Raw genomic sequence first — 19614 nt, 5'->3', positions numbered from 1 at the left:
ATTATATAAGGCGTTGTTCGTTGTGGCTTGAATATTTAATGCTTGAATCATTATTGGGTTTATTTCTTTCGGCTGCAAAAGTAATAAAAGATATTAAAACAGCAAAGGAAACCAAAGAAAAAAAGACAGATTCGACTTAATTTCTCTAGAAAGAGACAGAGTAAGGCTTTAAAGACAGAGGAATAGATTGGTTTAGTAATAGATAAATGATTCTAAGACACAATGATTCTAAGACACAATGACAGAAAGACATATTTTTTTAATGACATATCATCCGTCGTTGACGGATTTGGTTTCCCTTCCACATATAATATGTTACTATTAATATGTTACTATCGTCTTATGTTCCCCTGTTTTCTGTCTTAATATGTCATTAAAAGAATATGTCTTTCTGTCATTGTGTCTACAAAATATATTATCGTTTCTTTGCCTTAAAGAATATGTCATTAAAAGAATATGTCTCTTTGTCATTGTGTCTACAAAACATATTATCGTTTTCTTTGCCTTTAAAAATATGTCATTAAAGAATATGTCTCTCTGTCATTGTGTCTACAAAACATATTATCGTTTCTTTGCCTTTAAAAATATGTCATTAAAGAATATGTCTCTCTGTCATTGTGTCTATAAAATATATTATCGCTCCTTTGTCTTCAAGAATATGTCTCTTTGTCTGTGCAATGTAATCTGTACTCTTGTCTTGATTTATAAAGTTTCACGCTATTAATGAACTTATTCGACTAAAAAGATGTAACTTTGCGACAAATTTATAAGGAATAAAAAGATAATTATGGCACAAGAGGACGTTTTTAAGAAGATAGTAAGTCACTGTAAAGAGTATGGTTTTGTATTCCCCAGTAGTGATATCTATGATGGTTTAGCAGCCGTATATGACTATGGTCAGAATGGTGTTGAGCTTAAGAACAATATAAAACAGTACTGGTGGCAATCAATGGTATTGCTTCACAGCAATATTGTAGGTATTGATGCTTCTATCTTTATGCACCCAACTGTATGGAAAGCAAGTGGTCACGTTGATGCCTTCAACGACCCTTTGATTGATAACCGAGACTCTAAGAAGCGTTATCGTGCAGATAACCTTATTGAGGATCAGATAGCTAAATACGAAGAGAAGATAGATAAGGAAGTAGCAAAGGCAGCGAAGAAGTTCGGTGCAGACTTTGATGAAGTTAAGTTCCGCGAAACCAATCCTCGCGTCTTAGAACATCAAAAGAAACGTGACGAATTGCACGCTCGTTACACCGAAGCAATGCAAGGTCCTGATCTCGAAGCATTGAAACAAATCATCCTTGATGAGGGTATTGTTGATCCAATCAGCGGTACAAAGAACTGGACAGATGTGCGTCAGTTCAACCTTATGTTCTCAACAGAAATGGGCGCATCTGCCGATGCAACCAATAAAATCTACCTACGTCCAGAGACTGCACAGGGTATCTTTGTAAACTTCCTCAACGTTCAGAAGACGGGTCGTATGAAGCTTCCTTTCGGTATCTGTCAGATAGGTAAGGCCTTTCGTAATGAGATAGTAGCACGTCAATTCGTGTTCCGTATGCGTGAATTTGAGCAGATGGAGATGCAGTTCTTCTGCCAACCTGGAACAGAGATGAAGTGGTTTGAGTATTGGAAGAAGCACCGTTTGGCATGGCATGAGGCTTTAGGTATGGGCGACGATAACTATCGTTTCCATGATCACGAGAAGTTAGCTCACTATGCCAATGCGGCTACTGACATTGAATTCCGTATGCCATTCGGCTTCAAGGAGGTTGAAGGTATCCACTCACGTACCAACTTTGACCTTTCACAACACGAGAAGTTCTCGGGAAGACAGATAAAGTATTTCGATCCAGAGCGCAATGAGAACTATGTTCCTTACGATGTTGAGACATCTATCGGAGTAGATCGTATGTTCTTATCAGTGATGTGTCACAGTTATACAGAGGAACCATTGGAGAATGGATCAAGCCGTATTGTATTGAAACTCCCCGAGCCTTTAGCACCTGTTAAGTGTGCTGTTCTCCCATTGGTAAACAAAGATGGACTTCCAGAGAAGGCTCAAGAGATTGTTAACCAACTGAAGTTCCACTTCAATACGCACATGGAGGCGAAGGACTCAATAGGTAAGCGTTATCGTCGCCAAGACGCTATTGGTACTCCATTCTGCGTGACTGTCGATGGTGATACATTGAATGATAACACCGTTACTCTGCGTTATCGCGACTCAATGAAGCAGGAACGTGTGCCAGTTGAGAAGCTCCGTGAGATAATAGAAGATCGTGTTTCAATCACTTCTCTATTGAAGAAGATTGATATTGATTAATAAGAGATAGGTTAGTAGAACTTACTTGTTTAACATCTTATCAATGGATGTTTCAGTAAGTGCTACTAACCTTTTTTGATATAAAAAGGCTATGACTAAAACGATAAAAACATTCTTTCGCCATGTTGTAAGTATGCTTTGCTTAGGCGGATTACTGCTTACTTCAATGAGTATTGTGTCTTGTTCCGAGGATAAAGACGATGTTGAAGAGTTTGCCAATTGGAAGACTACGAACGAGAACTATTGGAATAAGCTCTATACAACTACAGAACAGAAGATAAAGGGAGGTGATACTTCTTGGAAGATTATCAAGAATTACACCTTAGCCGGGCAGCATGCTGTTGGTAATGCACAGCTGAGCTATAAGCCAGAGAATCATATCATTGTACATGTATTAGAGTCTGGCTCGGAGACAAAAAGTCCTCTTCTTACCGATTATGCATCGGTTCACTATATGGGACGTTTGATATCATCAACAACCTATACAGCTGGTTTGATCTTCGACAAATCATGGTCGTCTAACACCTTCAATGCGCTTACCTCTCGTCCAACACACTTTGAAGTAAGAGGTGTCGTAGACGGTTTCGCCACAGCCTTACAGCAGATGCATAGAGGCGACCATTGGGTTATTTACATCCCTTATCAGTTGGGGTATGGTGCCGTAAAGGCAGGTGGTGGTACGATTCCAGCCTATTCTACGCTTATATTCGATGTGCGATTAGTAGACTTCGCACATGTTGAGAAGAATCTAAAAGATCGTTAGAGTGCTCTTTCTAAAGAATATAGTGAAAGGATGAAGATTGTTAACTTCCAAGGAGGATTAGGCAATCAGATGTTTATCTACGTATTTAGTCAATATCTATCTCACCTATATCCTCAGAGTGTTTATGGCTCGTATTGGTCACATTCTTTATGCTTTCATTCTGACTTCCAGTTGGATAAGATATTCGATCTTCAGCTCCCTCCTCATACTTTTCTAACTGATACTCTTAGCAAGTTAGCCTACTTGTGTGAGCGTTTCTGTATCGTATCAAAAGAGGAAACATCAAAGAGTGTGTTTTATAATGGTTATTGGTTGGATAAAAAGTATTGGCAGGGAGTTGACTTACCAAAGATGTTCAACTTCCGAGATCCCGCCCTTTCCACAGAGTCCAGTGCTATTTTATCTATGATAGAGAGCAGTAATGCTGTTGCTGTTCACATCCGCCGTGGTGATTATCAGTCGAAAGAACATATTGACAAGTTTGGTATTTTCTGTCCGTTAGACTATTATCGTATAGCAATAGAACGTATATTTAAGCAAGAAGCTAATCCTCGTTTCTTTATCTTTTCAGATGATATTGCATGGGTGAAAGCTAACATGTGTATCCCTAATGCAGTTTATGTAGATTGTCACCATGGCAATGATAGTTGGAAGGATATGTTCCTTATGTCGAAATGTCGGCATAATATAATAGCAAATAGTACCTTTTCTTTTTGGGCAGCAATGCTAAATACAAATCCTAACAAGGTCGTTGTTTACCCACAACGTTGGTACTACTGGTCTACACCAGATATCTTTCCTGAGACGTGGTTACCAATAACAGAAATGGAATTAAAGCGGGCTTCTGATACAGAATAGCGATTGCTTCTTTGTAGATGGTGCTCTCTCTTATTTGTATAATGCAATAGAAGAAGAGGAAAATAAAGTAGATAGAGACTATTTCCTTACCAATATGCAGTACTCTTAATATATAGGTTCGTTAGTTGTGCGTATCTCCTTTAGTAAAAACATAGCCGATGCCCTTCTTTCAAAGATTCGAGAAGGAGAAGAGATGACGATGAGTGAGAAGTTTAATCTTATCATTCAGTTAAGTATTCCGTCGATTCTTGCACAGATAACAACCGTTTTGATGTTCTATATTGACGCTGGAATGGTTGGCTCATTGGGTGCAGAACCAGCAGCGGCAATAGGTCTTGTAGAACCCGCAACATGGCTTTTCTTCTCTTTAATAGGTGCTGTTACAATGGGATTCTCTGTACAGGCAGCTCACTTCATAGGTGCTAAAGACTTCTCAAAAGCACGCTCTGTAATGCGTCACGGATATACCTTTGGACTCTGTTTTGCATTATGTTTTCTGCTTGTTACAGTGCTTATTGCACCTTATCTCCCTATATGGTTAAGGGGCGGAAAGGATATTCAGCACGATGCGTCTACTTACTTTCTTATCTTCTCTTTCATCATTCCTTTCCACCTTCTGGAGGTAATGTCAGCCTCCATGCTAAAGGTTTCTGGCGATATGCGACGCCCCAGTTTAATGGCGATACTGATGTGTGTCTTGGATGTAATCTTCAATTACTTCTTCATCTTCCCAACGCATGACATCACCCTACTTGGGCTACAAGTAACAGTGCCAGGATGGGGTGTTGGCGTTGCAGGAGCAGCCTTCGGAAGTCTATTAGCATTTATTGCTGTTGCATTACCATTGGCTTATTACGCCATATTCCGTAGTCCAATCCTTGCGTGGAAGTTGGATGTTGAACGCTTTGTGTGGCGTTGGCAATACATTTGGAATGCGATGAAGATAGGTAGTCCTATGGCTTTGCAATATCTCTTGATGAATGGTGCTCAACTCGTATCAACGATGATTGTCGCTCCATTGGGCAATGTTTCGATAGCTGCCCATTCGTTTGCAATCACAGCCGAAAGTCTTTGTTATATGCCAGGCTATGGTATTAGTGAGGCTGCAACCACTCTCGTTGGACAGAGCGTAGGGGCAGGCAGGCGTGATCTGCATCGTAGTTTCGCATGGATGACCATATTCTTAGGAATGCTAGTGATGGCATTCATGGGTGTAATCATGTATATTTTCGCTCCCGAAATGATAAGTTTATTATCGCCAGTCGCCGATATACAAGCTCTGGGAACATCCGTTCTTCGGATTGAAGCATTCGCCGAACCCTTCTTTGCAGCAGCCATCGTCGCCTATAGCGTGTGCGTAGGAGCAGGCGATACATTGAAACCTTCTTTCATAAACTTGGGTTGTATGTGGCTCGTCCGATTGACTCTTGCCTATGCGTTAGCCAGTGAATACGGATTGAAAGGCGTATGGTTTGCTATGGCTGTTGAGCTTTCTTTCCGTGGAATCCTGTTCTTGCTCTATCTATTTATGCACCTTCGTGGAAAAGCGAAAATGGTTAGTACATTAAGTCGTTAGTACGTTATCATGGTTTATCCAATATTCTTTTCAAAATGAAGAGACGCCCTCTTTGAATCAAGGAGACGCCCTCTTTGAATGGAAGAAAGGCTTTCCTTATATCAAGGAAACGCCCTCTTCAAATGAAGATGGTGTTTCGCTATCAGCTTCTCATAGAATGAAAAGAGGGGGAAATAGTGTTTTTATCAACTTAAACATGGGGCTAATGGCGCGTAAATTTATCCTCTTATAGTTTCATCCAACCACTAGTTTACATCTAATTTATTTGGCTTTTTAGGCTATTTAGCGTATCTTTGCAACGCTATTCACATTATTATATAATGTTAAACGATAATAGATTCGACCTTTTAAAGACGATACAGTCACCCGCAGATTTACGTAAACTTAGCTTAGAGCAGTTGCCTAAGTTATGTCAACAACTGCGTGAAGACATCATAGAAGAAGTAGCTGTTAACCCTGGACACTTGGCTTCGAGCCTTGGTGCAACAGAGATAACTGTGGCTTGTCACTATGTCTTTAATACTCCAGAAGACCGCATTGTTTGGGACGTTGGGCATCAGGCTTATGGGCATAAGATACTGACTGGTAGGCGTGAAAACTTCTGCAATAATCGTAAACTAGGTGGGTTAATGCCTTTCCCATCGCCTTATGAGAGTGAATATGATACATTCACTTGTGGGCACGCATCCAACTCTATATCTGCAGCTTTGGGTATGGCGGTAGCCTCGAAACTGACTAAGCAGCATCGACATGTTGTAGCCATTATAGGCGACGGAGCGATGAGTGGCGGTCTAGCCTACGAGGGTTTGAATAATGTTTCGAGCCAACCTAATGACCTATTGATTATCCTCAACGATAACGACATGTCGATTGATAGGGCTGTAGGAGGTATGGAGCAATACCTATTAAACCTAGATACCAACGAGACTTATAACCGTCTTCGCTTTAAAGCATCGCAGTGGTTACATGCCAAAGGACTATTGAATGAGGATCGGAGAAAAGGCTTACTTCGATTGAACAATGCCCTTAAATCGGCTCTTGCACATCAACAGAATATATTCGAAGGGATGAATATTCGGTACTTCGGACCATTTGATGGTAATGATGTAGGAGAGCTTGTTCGCATCCTAAGACAACTGAAGGATATGAAGGGACCTAAGCTCCTTCACTTACATACGAAGAAGGGTAAAGGATACGAACCAGCCGAGAAGAGTGCCGTAGTATGGCATGCTCCGGGTAAGTTCGACCCAAAGACTGGCAAGCGAATCATACATGAGTCGCATAACGAACCACCCAAGTTTCAAGACGTATTCGGTAATACTCTCTTAGAGTTAGCACGCAAGAATCCACGCATTGTAGGCGTTACGCCAGCCATGCCAACAGGTTGTTCGATGAATATCATGATGAAGGATATGCCCGAAAGAACATTCGATGTAGGTATTGCCGAGGCGCATGCTGTAACCTTCTCTGCTGGTATGGCGAAGGATGGGTTACAACCTTTTTGCAATATTTATAGTGCTTTCTCTCAACGAGCTTACGATAGTATTATCCACGATATGGCAATCCTCAATCTGCCAGTTGTGCTCTGTTTGGATAGAGCCGGACTAGTGGGTGAGGATGGTGCGACGCATCATGGAGCCTTTGATATGGCTTTCTTGCGCCCTATCCCCAACCTAACTATTTCCTCACCAATGGATGAACACGAGTTAAGAAGGCTGATGTACACAGCCCAACTACCAGGTAAAGGCTCTTTTGTGATACGTTATCCACGAGGAAAAGGTGTGCTTACGGACTGGGAATGTCCGTTGACTGAAATTAAAGTAGGTACGGGTAGGCGTCTGCACGATGGTTGGGATGTAGCCGTGTTGAGCATTGGTCCGATTGGAAATGACGTAGAGAAGGCTATAAACATCATCGAGTCAGCCAACTCACCATCGACTCAAGAGCATTGTCCTAGTATTGCGCATTATGATATGAGATTCTTGAAACCATTGGATGAGACCATTCTTCAAGAGGTTGCCGAACGCTTTTCTCGCATTATAACTATCGAAGATGGGGTGCGTGACGGAGGCTTAGGTACTGCCGTAACAGAGTGGATGAGCGATCATGGATATACACCTCATATAACCCGAATGGGTATGCCCGACCACTTTGTAGAGCAGGGAACAGTTGAACAGTTGCGTGCTCTTTGCGGTATAGATATTGATGGAATAAAGAAACAACTGACTTCCGTTGAGGCATAGTGAACCCTTATCTATATAAGAGAAGGTGGTTAAAAGACTTACAAAGACAGACAAGTTAAAGCATAAAACATGAAGATTATCATATCAGGAGCATATACTATTGGCTCTTATCTAGCTAGACTCCTCTCACGTAACAAGCAAGACATTGTGCTCATGGATGAGTGCTCGGAGAACCTAGAGAAGATTAGTAACGAGGCTGATCTACTAACGATGGAAGGCTCAACAACCAGTATCAAGAATCTTAAAGAGGCTGGGGCTGAAGATGCCGACTTGTTTATTGCGGTTACACCAGACGAGTCGAAGAATATTGCGGCATGCGTTCTTGCACATCAATTAGGGGCTAAGAAGACCGTTGCTCGTGTAGATAATCCGGAGTATGTAGAGCCTTCTAATCAAGAACTCTTCCATCAGATGGGAGTGAGCAGCATAATTTATCCAGAGCTTCTAGCCGCTAAAGACATCATCAATGGATTGAAGATGTCATGGGTACGTCAGCGTTGGGATGTGCATGATGGAGCGTTGGTCATGTTAGGTATTAAGCTGCGGGAGAGTTGTGAAATACTTGATCGTCCATTGAAAGAGATCAGTGGTCCGGATGATCCTTACCATGTAGTTGCTATCAAGCACAACGATGAGACGATTATACCAGGTGGTAATGATACCTTACAACTATATGACCTTGCTTACTTCATGACCACTAAGCAATATATACCATACGTGCGCAAGATAGTGGGAAAGGAGCATTATGTTGACGTGCAAAACGTTATCTTCATGGGAGGAGGTAAGACGGCTGCACGTGCAGTGAGGATGTTGCCAGAGTATATGCACGCCAAGATCATAGAGCAAGACCCAATGCGTTGCGAAGAGTTAAACAATATCTTGGATGAAGACACGCTCGTTATCAATGGTGACGGACGTGATATTGGATTACTGCAAGAGGAGGGTATCCGTAACACACAAGCCTTTGTTTCATTGACATCGAACGCTGAAACGAATATTCTTGCTTGTCTAACTGCAAAGCGAATGGGCGTTCGCAAGACTGTAGCTGCCGTCGAGAACTTTGATTATGTGGGTACTGCTGAAAGCCTAGACATTGGTACTATTATTAATAAAAAGGCTGTTGCAGCCAGTCATATATACCAGATGATGTTGGATGCAAACGTTGAGAACATCAAATTCCTTATGTCTGTTAATGCTGATGTGGCTGAGTTTGTACCCAGCCCAGACGCTAAGATCACACGAAAAGTAGTCCGCGAACTCAACTTACCACGTGGAGTTACCATCGGCGGATTGGTTAGGAATGGAGAAGGAATGCTCGTTTCGGGTAACACGCAGATTGAGGCTGGTGACTCAGTAGTGGTCTTCTGTTACAATGTAGATATGAAGAAGGTAGAGAAACTATTTATGTGATTATGTTGAATCTGAAACTTATATCCAAGATTCTGGGCTCTCTCTTGTGGATAGAGGGAGTGTTGTTGCTGTGTTGCCTCTTTGTTTCTATATGGTATCAGGGCGATGATATACTACCATTTGTGTGGAGTATCTTAATCACAGTAGGCTCTGGATTCATCTTCCGAATCCTTGGGCGCAATGCAGATAACCTATTAGGACGTCGCGATGCTTACTTTGTTGTGACCATATCATGGATACTTTTCACCCTCTATGGCACGCTTCCTTCCATGATCAGTGGCTATATTCCTAGTTTTACTGACGCTTTCTTTGAGGCTATATCAGGCTTCACAACCACTGGAGCAACTATCCTCGACTTCCCCGAGAAACTACCGAAAGGCTTACTCTTCTGGCGTTCGTTGACACAATGGATAGGTGGTTTAGGTATCGTGTTCTTTACTGTTGCCATCCTTCCTTCTCTAGTGGGTGGGTCGGTAAAGGTGTTTGCTGCAGAGGCAACAGGACCTATTAAGAGTAAGTTACATCCGCGTATCAGCACCAGTGCTAAGTGGATTTGGATGGTCTATTTAGTGTTAACTGTCGCCTGCATCCTTAGTTATAAGGTTTGTGGAATGGGCTGGTTTGATGCCTTCAACTATTCTATGACGAGTACAGCAACAGGTGGTTTCGCTACGGAGAGTGGCTCAATTATGACCTTCCACTCGCCTGCGGAGGAATATGTCAGTGCATTGTTTTGTTTCCTTTCAGGCGTAAACTTCACCTTATTATATGCATCAGTTATAGGGATGGATATTAAGAAACTCTTTAAGAACAGTGAGTTCCGTTTCTATACTATCATGGTTCTTTCCTTTGCAATCTTCATCACTTTCGAACTCGTTTGGCGTAATCACTACGACATAGAACACGCTTTCCGCAGTGCCATCTTCCAAGTTGTTTCGTTCATCACAACGACTGGTCTCTTTAGTGATGACGCTGGTAAGTGGCCTCATGTGACGTGGGTTGTACTTGCAGCGTGTATGTTCTTCGGTGGATGTTCAGGTTCGACGAGTGGCGGACTGAAGAGTATTCGAGGTGTGATGTTGCTTAAAGTAGTTCGAAATGAGTTCCGTCAGATCCTCCATCCGAATGCTGTTCTACCCATGAAGATCGATGGTGTCAATATCTCGCAATCGAAACGTGTAACCTTACTAGGCTTTGTTGGGCTCTATCTCATCCTAACTCTTTTCTGTGCATTCACGATGATTGCCCTAGGAATTGACAATACTAACGCTATCACCATCACGTTAAGTTGTCTTGGAAATGTCGGTCCGACGCTAGGTATGGAGATTGGTCCTACGATGTCATGGGCGCAACTTCCCGACTTTGCAAAGTGGATTTGTTCGTTCTTAATGCTTGTTGGTCGACTGGAGTTATTCACTGTTCTCGTTCTCTTCACACCTGCTTTTTGGAAGAAGAATTAGTGCTTTTATCCTCCTCTTAGCCTCTTTTAAGAGGAGAACCTCCTAACGGGAACTAATCAGGAAACGCCCTTTTCCATTTCAAGAAGGCGTTTCTTCGATACGAAGAAAGCCTCTCTTTGATATGAAGAGAGGCTCTCTTTGTTTTTAGAACTTACGTGTGTCTATTGCCTCTGATGTTTATTTCGTGTACAGTTGAGGCTTTTTGTAGGAAAAGGAAATCATCTTTTGCATTTAATTTAACAGTATTTTGTGCTGTAATCGATAATGAATGTGTAAATTTGTCAGCGGTATTTTTGATATGAAAAAACTAATTAAAACGTAATACAATGAAGAAGAATAAACTATTACTGTTACTATTTGTGCTCCTTACGGCAGTGTCTTTAACATCTTGTCTTGGCGATGGTGAAGATAGTGTGAGACGCCAACTTCCAACACAGGCGGAGATAGATGCAGCCTTTAATGTTATGAAAGGTAACTATCAAGGAAAGCTCATTTGCTATGCTTTTGATGAACAATATGGTGGTTGGAAGAAGGATGATTCAATCGCTTCTAACTGGGAGATAACATCAGATACAACCCTACTTATAAAGCATTTCCCTACTAAGTTCCTTGCTAAGAGTGTTACGAATGTGAGCTTAAAGCAGGCTATTGAGGCCTTACCTGCACAAGACTTAAACTTTAAGATAAGTATTCGACAGGCACGACCATCAGCTACGGGATTTTACATTGTACCACTCCTTGCTGATTTAGGAAACCTTACTTATGATGGTGCAAGCCATCAGATAGGGGTGAGATTTATATGGAATGAGTCGACAATAGGTAAGTTTGATCCTTCGACAAAGCGCATGGGTATTCGCTTGATAGAGAATGGTATCTATGTTGATAAAGTACTGAAAGATGATGTTTATCGTGCTGGTAACATTTATATCTTACATACAAACTGATACGGAGAAGTATCTTTTAGGTATTAGATAAGTGTAAGGCGGTTGTGTCAAGGATGATACAACCGTCTTAATTGTTGGTTATTTCTTCTTGTGTTGATTGCTTTTCTAAGAACAATCTAACATCTTCTTGCAGTTTTCTGAAAGGTTCTGCGTTTCTGTAACCTACGTTCCTTCTCAACATGGAAACGATAGCTTCAACGCTATGACTGTAACTCGATAACTCATTCCTACGCTGCGTATCATGCACCGCATTGCGATTTATCTCCTCTTCTCGCTCTCTGATGAGTTGGTCGCAGACACGTTTAAGGATGGGAACAACAACATTGTCGAAGAGATGATGCCCTTGTATATATAAATAGGTGGTAGTAGGTGTAACGCCAAGTGTGCTTAGCTCTCTCTTTAGTTGTAGGTAATCCTCCTTTGCATAAGGGTACTCCTTTTGTAATTGGCGTATCTTCCTTTGTACCTTATAATGCAGTCTTTGTAAGGATTCAGCAGCATTATAGATAGAAAAGTGCCCTATTTCGATAACTCTATTGAAGTCGGTTATAGTGAATTGGCGGTACTTTTGGTGTCTATAAGTCCATATATTCCAAACAAAGAGAGGATAGATTATCTCGCTATATTGGCTTAGGAAGGATTCAAAGTCAAATATGGCGTGGTCGTTAAGGGCTACAGCTACGCTCACATCATGCAGACTTTGGGCGTAACACTGTAGGTTTTCGATGGCATAAGCATAGGTATGAAAGACGTAAGGGTTAGTGATGACTTGTGTAGAAGTAGCTGTTTTACCTTGTAAAAGATAGTCATAATCCGCATCAACACAGGCTATCATGTTCTCTCCCATTTGATTTGCAATAAGGTTCATAAGCACCGACTTCTTCCCTTTCGTTAGGTTCAAGCGTGACGGAAGCATAACTTCAAAGAAGCGATCATTGCTTTCGAAGCCACTTAACACCGTCCTCCAAAAGAAGATATCATCGTATGCCTCGACGTATGCAATAATCTTTCTGCGTGCATGCTTACCATTAAGTTGATTGGCAGCATTGATGTATGCCGATGATAGATTGTCGCAGAGTCGTCTGCTCATAGTGCCTCCTTCCCTTGCTATTATTTGTCAGTAATATCCGAAACTTCCGTTACTCGGTCTATCCAACCATTCATTATCACAGCCGGACTATGCGTACTTAGGATGATTTGAACATTGGGATTCAGTTCGAGAATGAGGTCAATTAGTCGTTTCTGCCAGTCTACGTGCAGGCTAACTTCAGGTTCGTCCATAAAGAGAACGTATGGTTTATTATCTTCAACGAGCACTGTCAAGAGGATAACCAATATCTGTTTCTCTCCGCTTGAGAGCTGATAAGGATAGAGCGTTTCGCCTATCTGTGAGAAACGAATCTCATTCTCCGTGCGAATGATAGTCTTTCCTGTTTCGGTGAAGAGGTCGTCTATCATATCTTGGAATCGCTTTTTGGGTAGGGAGATGCGCTGTGCCTCTTCCGCAGCATGAAGTTTTCCACTCTGTAGAGTAGCAATGATTCGGTTGCCAATGTTCACTTGGTAATCCAGATACTTGCGTTGCAACTGAAAGAGCTGCCAGTCTAATTCGGTGGAAAGATTGCCATCCATCTTACTAACACTATCCGAATTTAACAGCGGGCGATCGAACGAACGGATAATATCATAGCGTATCCATTTGGCATCGGAAGGGTTCACTTTCAACCGAACGCCCTTCAGTAGATGACTGGGGAACTCTCCGCCTTGTGAAAAAGAGCGTACCACCTTATTTATAATGGTACTCTTTCCTACGCCATTGATACCACTTAAGATATTAACTTGCCGATCTAATGTCCATCGAATGTGCTTCTTTCCACTCCAAAGGGAGTCGATTTCAATCTCTTCTATGTAATTGGCATATTTCTGCATAAGGCTTTCTTGTAGTATTATAACACTATCGCAAATATAGTGCTTTTTATCTGTTTGACGATAGAAAAGGCTCTTTTTAACGTAAATACCATAATTGTGGTATGCGAAATAACACAAAGTGAGTATTTTAAAGACCAATGTTTCTCCGTACCTTTGCACCTGTGAAAAAGAAACAAAACACTTAGAACTTGCGATGATAAGTGTTTTGATTGGTAGATGAAACAAATAATTAAAGGTAACGGATATGACAAAGATTGCAAAGAAACTCACTGAATTGATTGGGAATACACCCTTGTTGGAATTAAATAAGTTCTCTTCTTTGAAAGGACTTGAGCAGCCAATTATAGCAAAGATAGAATCGTTTAACCCTGGTGGAAGCGTCAAAGATCGTGTTGCACTGGCGATGATTGAGGATGCAGAAGATAAAGGACTTCTGAAGCCAGGAGCCACTATCATCGAGCCAACGAGTGGTAACACGGGAGTTGGTTTGGCGTTAGTAGCAGCAGTGAAGGGCTATAAACTCATCCTTACTATGCCAGAAACAATGAGCATAGAACGCCGTAACCTTGTGAAGGCTTATGGTGCTACTGTGAAGTTGACGAGCGGTAAAGAGGGTATGAAAGGGGCTATCAAAGCAGCAGAGGAATTGCGCGATTCGATTCCAGGAAGTATTATTCTTCAGCAGTTCGAGAACCAAGCTAATCCGCAGAAACACTATGCGACAACTGGTAAAGAGATATGGCGTGATACGGACGGAGCGGTCGATATCTTCGTTGCCGGTGTAGGAACTGGTGGTACAATAAGCGGTGTTGGCAAGTATTTGAAGGAGCAGAATCCGAATGTAAAGGTTGTTGCTGTGGAGCCAACAACATCCCCCGTACTAAGCGGCGGACAAAGTGGTCCGCACAAGATACAGGGCATTGGCGCTGGTTTTATACCTTCTACATACAACAGCAAGTACGTTGATGAAATCTTCCAAGTCGATAATGACGAAGCGATACTCACGGGTCGTCAGTTGGCACAGAGCGAAGGCTTATTGGTTGGTATATCATCAGGTGCAGCAGTCTTTGCGGCAAGTGAGCTTGCAAAACGCCCCGAGAATAAGGGTAAGAGAATCGTTACTTTGCTTCCAGATACGGGCGAGCGTTATCTCTCAACGGTATTATATGCTTTTGAGGAATATCCCTTGTAAGAAAGAGACAGCACAACATAAGAACACTTAGTGAGTAAAATCTTTATTTAAAAACAAGTCATCATTCAATTCTGATAAAGCTTTATCAAGCAAATAGGGACAGACACTCTTGTCTGTCCCTATTTTATTTCTACATCTTTATCCTTGCCAAAACAGCTTTTGCTGCGTTACATCTCTTCCCAATATTACCATCTTCATTACTTCCAGTTGATGGGTGATAGTTGGTTTGGAGATGGGATCGGAGGGGATACGTGACCACGGGATCGAGAGAACCAAATTAATACACTAGTTTTGAAAGACATTAATTTCACAATTAATATAATCGAGTTGTCTTATTACAGAACGATTGATACCCTGAATCAATCTAATAAATGCCCCCGTGGCACATATCCTTACTCACCCTACCTGTGGCCCAGTGTGCTCTTCACTCCCCTCTCCCTTTGGAGAGGGGTCGGGGCTTTCTTTCTTCTTCTTCGGCGTCTCGTATGAGTTATCGCGCAAGGCAGCTTTCAACTCCACACCTGGCGTAAACGTTACTCGAGGCTTGATGGTTTCAGTCTTAAAGGATTTCTCGTCCGCTGCACCAGTACTTGATAATGTCAAACGCATCGTACCAAACTCGCCCAACTGCACGCTAAAGCCATCGCGCAGGTAACTAGGTAATTGGTCTATGAAGTTGAAAAGCACGTTCTCAATATCACCACGTGTCAACGACGAACGCCCAGCAATATCCTTCGCTATATCGTGCATCGTTTTCTTACCAACATTCACTGGATTTGCGTAAAACTTACCGGCATCATCCTTTGCGCCTGGCTTACTTCTTTTTACTAGTTTAATTTTCATGACTTATTTTATTTTTAGTTATTATTAATGTGCTGCACCTTGCAGCATTCTTGTTTGTCATTATTTTAAAACCGATGGAAATAAACACTCTTCAGCCCGAACCTTCAGTCCAAACAGCCTCCAATTTCGAAGGCATTACGATTGCGTTCTATTTCCATCAGCTTTGCGATAATTTTCCAACCTGTTCCCCATAAATTTCTAACACGTTAGAAATTTTCTTCTAACACGTTCCCCGAGAATCGTAAACACGTTAGAAATTTACGGGGAACAGCATATAAATTTTCTTCCAATATCATACGAGCTTCTTTCTAACTTTTAAGTCAGAACTGTTAACATCAACGAAATGTACTTTCGTGGGGCACGGGTGTTGGACTCGTGCCCCACGAATCTGACACCCGTAGTCTACAAGTCCGACACCCGTGCTTTACGAATTCGATACCATAAATAAGAGGCATAAAAATAGTTCGCAAACAATTTTCTGCGTTTCTTATCAGTCGTTTAAATGCGTCTTAATTCCCCTTTGATTCCTCCGAATCAGATTCCGAAAAATCAGAAGCAGATTCATCTTCTTCCTCAAAGAAATAATTAGCCTTTGCTTGTCCGCCACCGCCGGGACCAGGAGTAGATCCAATAGGGATGGATAGACAAATAAAGTTCTCAACATTCATTTGCACAGCGGTGCATTGTGGGGCATTATAGGTTTTCTTTTTCATTGTTTGTAACTCCATTTGATTAAATCTTATAAAATTTCTTTCCGTTCACGATGTAAATCTGACCGCTTTCGAGCGTATTATAATCGTTACCCATCAACTTGCCGTCAACAGAATAGAAAGGATATTTTCCGCTCTTGATGTCCTCATTTGTTTTGTTTTCGAGCGATTTAATACCCGTTGTGTTGTTGTCTTCTTCGTCAAGCACCATTAAGAAACTCTTTGCTGGCACGGCACCTGTCGGACTACTGATAAAGCAACGGAAAGGAGCAATATAGTCGTTCGTTACGCCGTTTTGCACTGCCCACCATTTGTTACCGTTCAAGTAATAAGCTTTCTTAGCATACGCCTTGTCGTTCTTTATGCGCAAAGTCGTACCATAGAACTTCCAATCGCTATCGGCACTCGCCATAACGGCTGTGCTCTCAATATCAGGCGTTGCAGGAACCGTCACATTGTGCATTGTTGGCAATGTATGACTCGCACCATCGGTTATCTGCACCAAGTAAGGCTTATAGGCTTCCAATCGCGTGCCGGCTGGAACAGGAGAAAAGCAGAAAGCCTTGTCGCCGTTTTCATCAAATCCTTTTCTTATCAATGTGTAGGCGCGCATGCCATTGGGGAGATCGGTTGGATAAGGTAAATAAAGGGTGCTGACAGCTTTACCAGCAACGTTATCAAACGTGCGCTTGTAGTCAGCCTTTGTCGCCGTAAAGCTATAGGGTGATTCGAAGTCTTCGCCATCGGCTACAGTCAGCTGATCACAAACGCCACCATGAATCCAGTTATCGTTTTCATTAATGGTTTCGCGGTGGTTCACAAAAGAACTTAAAGCTTTAACAGGATTAATTGATGCAGCATTAAGGAAGAACAGCTCATTGTCTGCAGCCTGGTAAAAACCATAACTATCGGCACCTGTTATTGTTGCAGCAGTAAAGTCACAATAGAGAGGAGTTCGATAATCGTACCATTCAGCACCGTAGACATAGGCAAAACGACCGAGACTAGTCATCTGACTTCCTGTTTCTAGTACGATTCTTCGTGGAGTTATATGGTGGAGAGAACCTGTTTCTATAACAGTAGCCGGAATAATAAGTTTCTCTGCGTAAAGAAGAAAACACTCAGACAATTCTGTTACCGTATAAGTATTGGTTCCATCACTAACTGTTGATGGGATGTGAAGAACATCTCCATTATAGTTCTTAGTATAACCACCTACAATCGAAAACATAGGAGAAGCTGCTGCATCAACACCAGAAATGCCTGCTGTAGTTCCAGACAACACATTACATTCCCATACAGTGCCCTCGCTATCAGTATAGGTGAAGGATGACTGTGCAAATAGTTTTCCTGGTAGCAATCCTAAGAGAAGCAATAAAAGCGAATAAATCTTTGTTTTCATTTTGTTTGTTTTGAATTAAACTTGTTATTTTGTTTGTTATTTCTTGAATAATAGTCGTTCTTATTTTGCTCTTTTTTCCTCTCAATGATAGACATGAAAAAACAAACAAAGGAAACTCCTAGAAGTCCTTTGTTTACAGGGTTTGCGGCACGCTTCGCGCGCGCGTACGCGAGAAGAAAAAATGTGTAATTTACGTCTGCTCTACTAGAGAGAGAGAGAGAGAGAGAGAGAGAGAGAGAGAGAGAGAGAGAGAGAGTATACAAATATTTGGAACTACCAAATTATTTGCTGTCTTTTTCTCGCTTTTAGATGTTAAAGAATCCAACGCAATGGCACGTGCATTTACACCTTTATTATATAAGGCGCAAACGTTAGCTTGATTGAAATTCGTTGTTTGTAACATCATCATTAATTGGGTTAATTCTCACTCAACGGGCGCAAAGGTAAGAAGAAACTTTGGAATGACGAAAGAATAAGCGAATAAATATTAAAATAAGTGGTTTAGAAGACGGAAGCCATATATTATAAGGTATAAACTCAAGGTCTAAAACTAAAGAGTGCTGGAATTGGTAGAGAATAATCTCAAAAAATTTCGATATTGAATGATAAATTTAAAAGTAAGAATCTTTGTTAGACGTAATTATATATAATGTGACACAACCTAAAAATGTAATTAACTGCCTATATTTTAGGGAAAAACAATAATTTTTCAGAAAAAGATATGGTCTATTCAAAAAAAGTACTACCTTTGCACCCTAGAATTAAAGGTCGCTAAAAGCAATACATTTTAATATTAAGCATTTTATGAAAAAGTTTTTGATTGCACTTTCAATGCTCGCAATGGGCATTAGTAGTACGCAGGCTCAAGTAGCTTATGAGAAGGCTAAGGCATTTGATAACGTCTATCTCGGTGTTGAAGGCGGTGTAATGGGCCCAATGAGTTTCGAGCACTTTGCTCCTCTTAACGCTGCAGCAGGTTTGAAGTTAGGTAAGCAATTTAGCCCAGTTTATGGTGCTAACCTCGAAGGTCTTACTTTCTTCGGTGATAACCGTTGGCAGACAGGTTCTTTAGGTTTTGCTAATAGCCACACAATCGTTCGTGGTGTGAACCTCGGTTTGAATGGTACTATCAATTTCACAAACTTGTTCTGTGAGTACAATCCAGATCGTCGTTTCGAGGTTGGTGCAGAAGCAGGTGTAGGTTACTGGATTACTTTCGGTGACAAGAAACTTATTGGTGTTGCCAATGGTGGTGATGATACAGAGTTGACAGCAAAGACTGGTCTTACATTCGCTTACAACCTTGGTGAGAAGAGAGCTTGGCAGCTTTATGTAGAGCCAGCTGTTCTCTGGAACCTTACACATGGTCCTGGTGATGCTATCCAGTTCGGTCGTCAGGCTGCTCAGCTTGGTCTTTTCGTTGGTTTGAACTATAAGTTCAAGACTTCTAATGGTACTCACAACTTCAAGGTTTGGAATGTTGGTGAGTTGAACGATGAAATTAACTCTCTCCGTGACCAGTTGAATGCTAAGCCTAAGGAGGTTATTAAGGAGGTTGTTAAGGAAGTTGTTAAGGAGGTTCCAACTCAGGCTAATCAGACCCTTTGCATTGACAACTTGGTATTTGTAACATTCGCTCAAGGTAAGTACGATCTCACAAATGAGGCAAAGAATGCACTTGATGCTGTTAAGTCTGGTCGTCACGTACAGATCATTGGTACAGCTTCTCCAGAGGGTCCAAAGGATCTTAACGATCGTCTCTCTCAGAATCGTGCAAACGTTGTAGCTAAGTATCTCCAGGGTCGTGGCGTTGTTGTTGACGAGGCTAAGGGTCAAGGCGTACAGGGCGTAACATCTAACCGTTTGGCTGTTGTTTACGTTAAGTAATCAAGCTAATAGATTAGCTCTTTTGTAGCTAACGTTAGATAATAATATTAGGTAGGGATAAA

16 protein-coding genes are annotated in these 19614 nt (G+C 41.6%); 10 read left to right on the top strand and 6 right to left on the bottom strand.

Annotated elements, in window-relative coordinates; translation table 11 throughout:
• The first annotated feature begins 787 nt into the window (after positions 1–787).
• The 8 genes from O3603_RS06710 (at position 788) to O3603_RS06675 (ending at position 11589) form a co-directional block, all read left to right on the top strand.
• The gene (locus tag O3603_RS06710; RefSeq protein WP_004382276.1) at positions 788–2335 is read left to right on the top strand and encodes a glycine--tRNA ligase; all 1548 of its coding nucleotides are present in this window, start codon (positions 788–790) and stop codon (positions 2333–2335) included.
• Positions 2336–2426: 91 nt separating this feature from the next.
• Positions 2427–3098, top strand: a complete 672-nt coding sequence (locus O3603_RS06705) for an FKBP-type peptidyl-prolyl cis-trans isomerase (protein WP_371521681.1) — start codon at positions 2427–2429, stop codon at positions 3096–3098.
• 30 nt (positions 3099–3128) lie between these two features.
• Positions 3129–3956, top strand: a complete 828-nt coding sequence (locus O3603_RS06700; protein WP_371521679.1) for an alpha-1,2-fucosyltransferase — start codon at positions 3129–3131, stop codon at positions 3954–3956.
• Positions 3957–4083: 127 nt separating this feature from the next.
• Positions 4084–5532 carry an MATE family efflux transporter gene (locus O3603_RS06695; protein ID WP_371521677.1) on the top strand — a complete coding sequence of 483 codons (1449 nt, stop codon included), beginning with the start codon at positions 4084–4086 and terminating at the stop codon, positions 5530–5532.
• A gap of 320 nt (positions 5533–5852) precedes the next feature.
• The gene (dxs, locus tag O3603_RS06690) at positions 5853–7775 is read left to right on the top strand and encodes a 1-deoxy-D-xylulose-5-phosphate synthase (protein ID WP_287317518.1); all 1923 of its coding nucleotides are present in this window, start codon (positions 5853–5855) and stop codon (positions 7773–7775) included.
• Positions 7776–7844: 69 nt separating this feature from the next.
• Positions 7845–9185 (top strand): Trk system potassium transporter TrkA, encoded by a 1341-nt coding sequence (gene trkA / locus O3603_RS06685; RefSeq protein WP_371521675.1) that lies wholly within the window; start codon positions 7845–7847, stop codon positions 9183–9185.
• Positions 9186–9187: 2 nt separating this feature from the next.
• Positions 9188–10645, top strand: a complete 1458-nt coding sequence (locus O3603_RS06680; RefSeq protein ID WP_009435156.1) for a TrkH family potassium uptake protein — start codon at positions 9188–9190, stop codon at positions 10643–10645.
• Positions 10646–10971: 326 nt separating this feature from the next.
• Positions 10972–11589 (top strand): DUF4840 domain-containing protein, encoded by a 618-nt coding sequence (locus O3603_RS06675; RefSeq protein ID WP_155716444.1) that lies wholly within the window; start codon positions 10972–10974, stop codon positions 11587–11589.
• 67 nt (positions 11590–11656) lie between these two features.
• On the opposite strand, the gene O3603_RS06670 is transcribed toward O3603_RS06675, so the two are convergent.
• Positions 11657–12679: a DUF4435 domain-containing protein gene (locus O3603_RS06670; protein ID WP_371521672.1), complete on the bottom strand. Its 1023-nt coding sequence runs from the start codon at positions 12677–12679 to the stop codon at positions 11657–11659.
• Positions 12680–12699: 20 nt separating this feature from the next.
• Complete coding sequence (locus O3603_RS06665) at positions 12700–13518, bottom strand: AAA family ATPase (protein ID WP_314573053.1); 819 nt, start codon at positions 13516–13518, stop codon at positions 12700–12702.
• A gap of 244 nt (positions 13519–13762) precedes the next feature.
• Here O3603_RS06665 and cysK point away from each other — a divergent pair, with 244 nt between their 5' ends.
• Positions 13763–14710, top strand: a complete 948-nt coding sequence (cysK, locus tag O3603_RS06660) for a cysteine synthase A (protein WP_371521670.1) — start codon at positions 13763–13765, stop codon at positions 14708–14710.
• A gap of 396 nt (positions 14711–15106) precedes the next feature.
• Here the strand turns inward: cysK and O3603_RS06655 are convergent, their stop codons facing one another.
• From O3603_RS06655 to O3603_RS06640, 4 genes are all read right to left on the bottom strand, one after another.
• Positions 15107–15553 carry a DNA-binding domain-containing protein gene (locus O3603_RS06655; RefSeq protein ID WP_371521668.1) on the bottom strand — a complete coding sequence of 149 codons (447 nt, stop codon included), beginning with the start codon at positions 15551–15553 and terminating at the stop codon, positions 15107–15109.
• Positions 15554–16062: 509 nt separating this feature from the next.
• Positions 16063–16266, bottom strand: coding sequence for a hypothetical protein (locus O3603_RS06650; protein ID WP_371521666.1), 204 nt, complete (start codon positions 16264–16266; stop codon positions 16063–16065).
• 19 nt (positions 16267–16285) lie between these two features.
• Complete coding sequence (locus O3603_RS06645) at positions 16286–17665, bottom strand: hypothetical protein (RefSeq protein ID WP_371521664.1); 1380 nt, start codon at positions 17663–17665, stop codon at positions 16286–16288.
• A gap of 190 nt (positions 17666–17855) precedes the next feature.
• Positions 17856–18071, bottom strand: coding sequence for a hypothetical protein (locus tag O3603_RS06640; protein WP_371521683.1), 216 nt, complete (start codon positions 18069–18071; stop codon positions 17856–17858).
• Positions 18072–18469: 398 nt separating this feature from the next.
• Between O3603_RS06640 and O3603_RS06635 the strand changes: the two genes are divergently transcribed.
• A complete protein-coding gene (locus O3603_RS06635; RefSeq protein ID WP_371521662.1) occupies positions 18470–19552 on the top strand; it encodes an OmpA family protein in 1083 nt (360 codons plus the stop codon).
• Positions 19553–19614 lie beyond the last annotated feature (62 nt).

This window comes from Prevotella sp. 20925_1_30 (genome assembly GCF_041433025.1).
GTDB lineage: Bacteria > Bacteroidota > Bacteroidia > Bacteroidales > Bacteroidaceae > Prevotella > Prevotella vespertina.
Note: the sequence above shows the minus strand (reverse complement) of the source record. Positions and strands in the feature narration are given on the sequence as shown.

Bases quoted from the DNA above. Each gene is read 5' to 3' on its own strand.
- O3603_RS06710 (WP_004382276.1), top strand. From the start codon at position 788: ATGGCACAAGAGGACGTTTTTAAGAAGATAGTAAGTCACTGTAAAGAG.
- O3603_RS06705 (WP_371521681.1), top strand. From the start codon at position 2,427: ATGACTAAAACGATAAAAACATTCTTTCGCCATGTTGTAAGTATGCTT.
- O3603_RS06700 (WP_371521679.1), top strand. From the start codon at position 3,129: ATGAAGATTGTTAACTTCCAAGGAGGATTAGGCAATCAGATGTTTATC.
- dxs (WP_287317518.1), top strand. From the start codon at position 5,853: ATGTTAAACGATAATAGATTCGACCTTTTAAAGACGATACAGTCACCC.
- trkA (WP_371521675.1), top strand. From the start codon at position 7,845: ATGAAGATTATCATATCAGGAGCATATACTATTGGCTCTTATCTAGCT.
- O3603_RS06680 (WP_009435156.1), top strand. From the start codon at position 9,188: ATGTTGAATCTGAAACTTATATCCAAGATTCTGGGCTCTCTCTTGTGG.
- O3603_RS06675 (WP_155716444.1), top strand. From the start codon at position 10,972: ATGAAGAAGAATAAACTATTACTGTTACTATTTGTGCTCCTTACGGCA.
- O3603_RS06670 (WP_371521672.1), bottom strand. From the start codon at position 12,679: ATGAGCAGACGACTCTGCGACAATCTATCATCGGCATACATCAATGCT.
- O3603_RS06665 (WP_314573053.1), bottom strand. From the start codon at position 13,518: ATGCAGAAATATGCCAATTACATAGAAGAGATTGAAATCGACTCCCTT.
- cysK (WP_371521670.1), top strand. From the start codon at position 13,763: ATGACAAAGATTGCAAAGAAACTCACTGAATTGATTGGGAATACACCC.
- O3603_RS06655 (WP_371521668.1), bottom strand. From the start codon at position 15,553: ATGAAAATTAAACTAGTAAAAAGAAGTAAGCCAGGCGCAAAGGATGAT.
- O3603_RS06650 (WP_371521666.1), bottom strand. From the start codon at position 16,266: ATGAAAAAGAAAACCTATAATGCCCCACAATGCACCGCTGTGCAAATG.
- O3603_RS06645 (WP_371521664.1), bottom strand. From the start codon at position 17,665: ATGAAAACAAAGATTTATTCGCTTTTATTGCTTCTCTTAGGATTGCTA.
- O3603_RS06640 (WP_371521683.1), bottom strand. From the start codon at position 18,071: ATGATGTTACAAACAACGAATTTCAATCAAGCTAACGTTTGCGCCTTA.
- O3603_RS06635 (WP_371521662.1), top strand. From the start codon at position 18,470: ATGAAAAAGTTTTTGATTGCACTTTCAATGCTCGCAATGGGCATTAGT.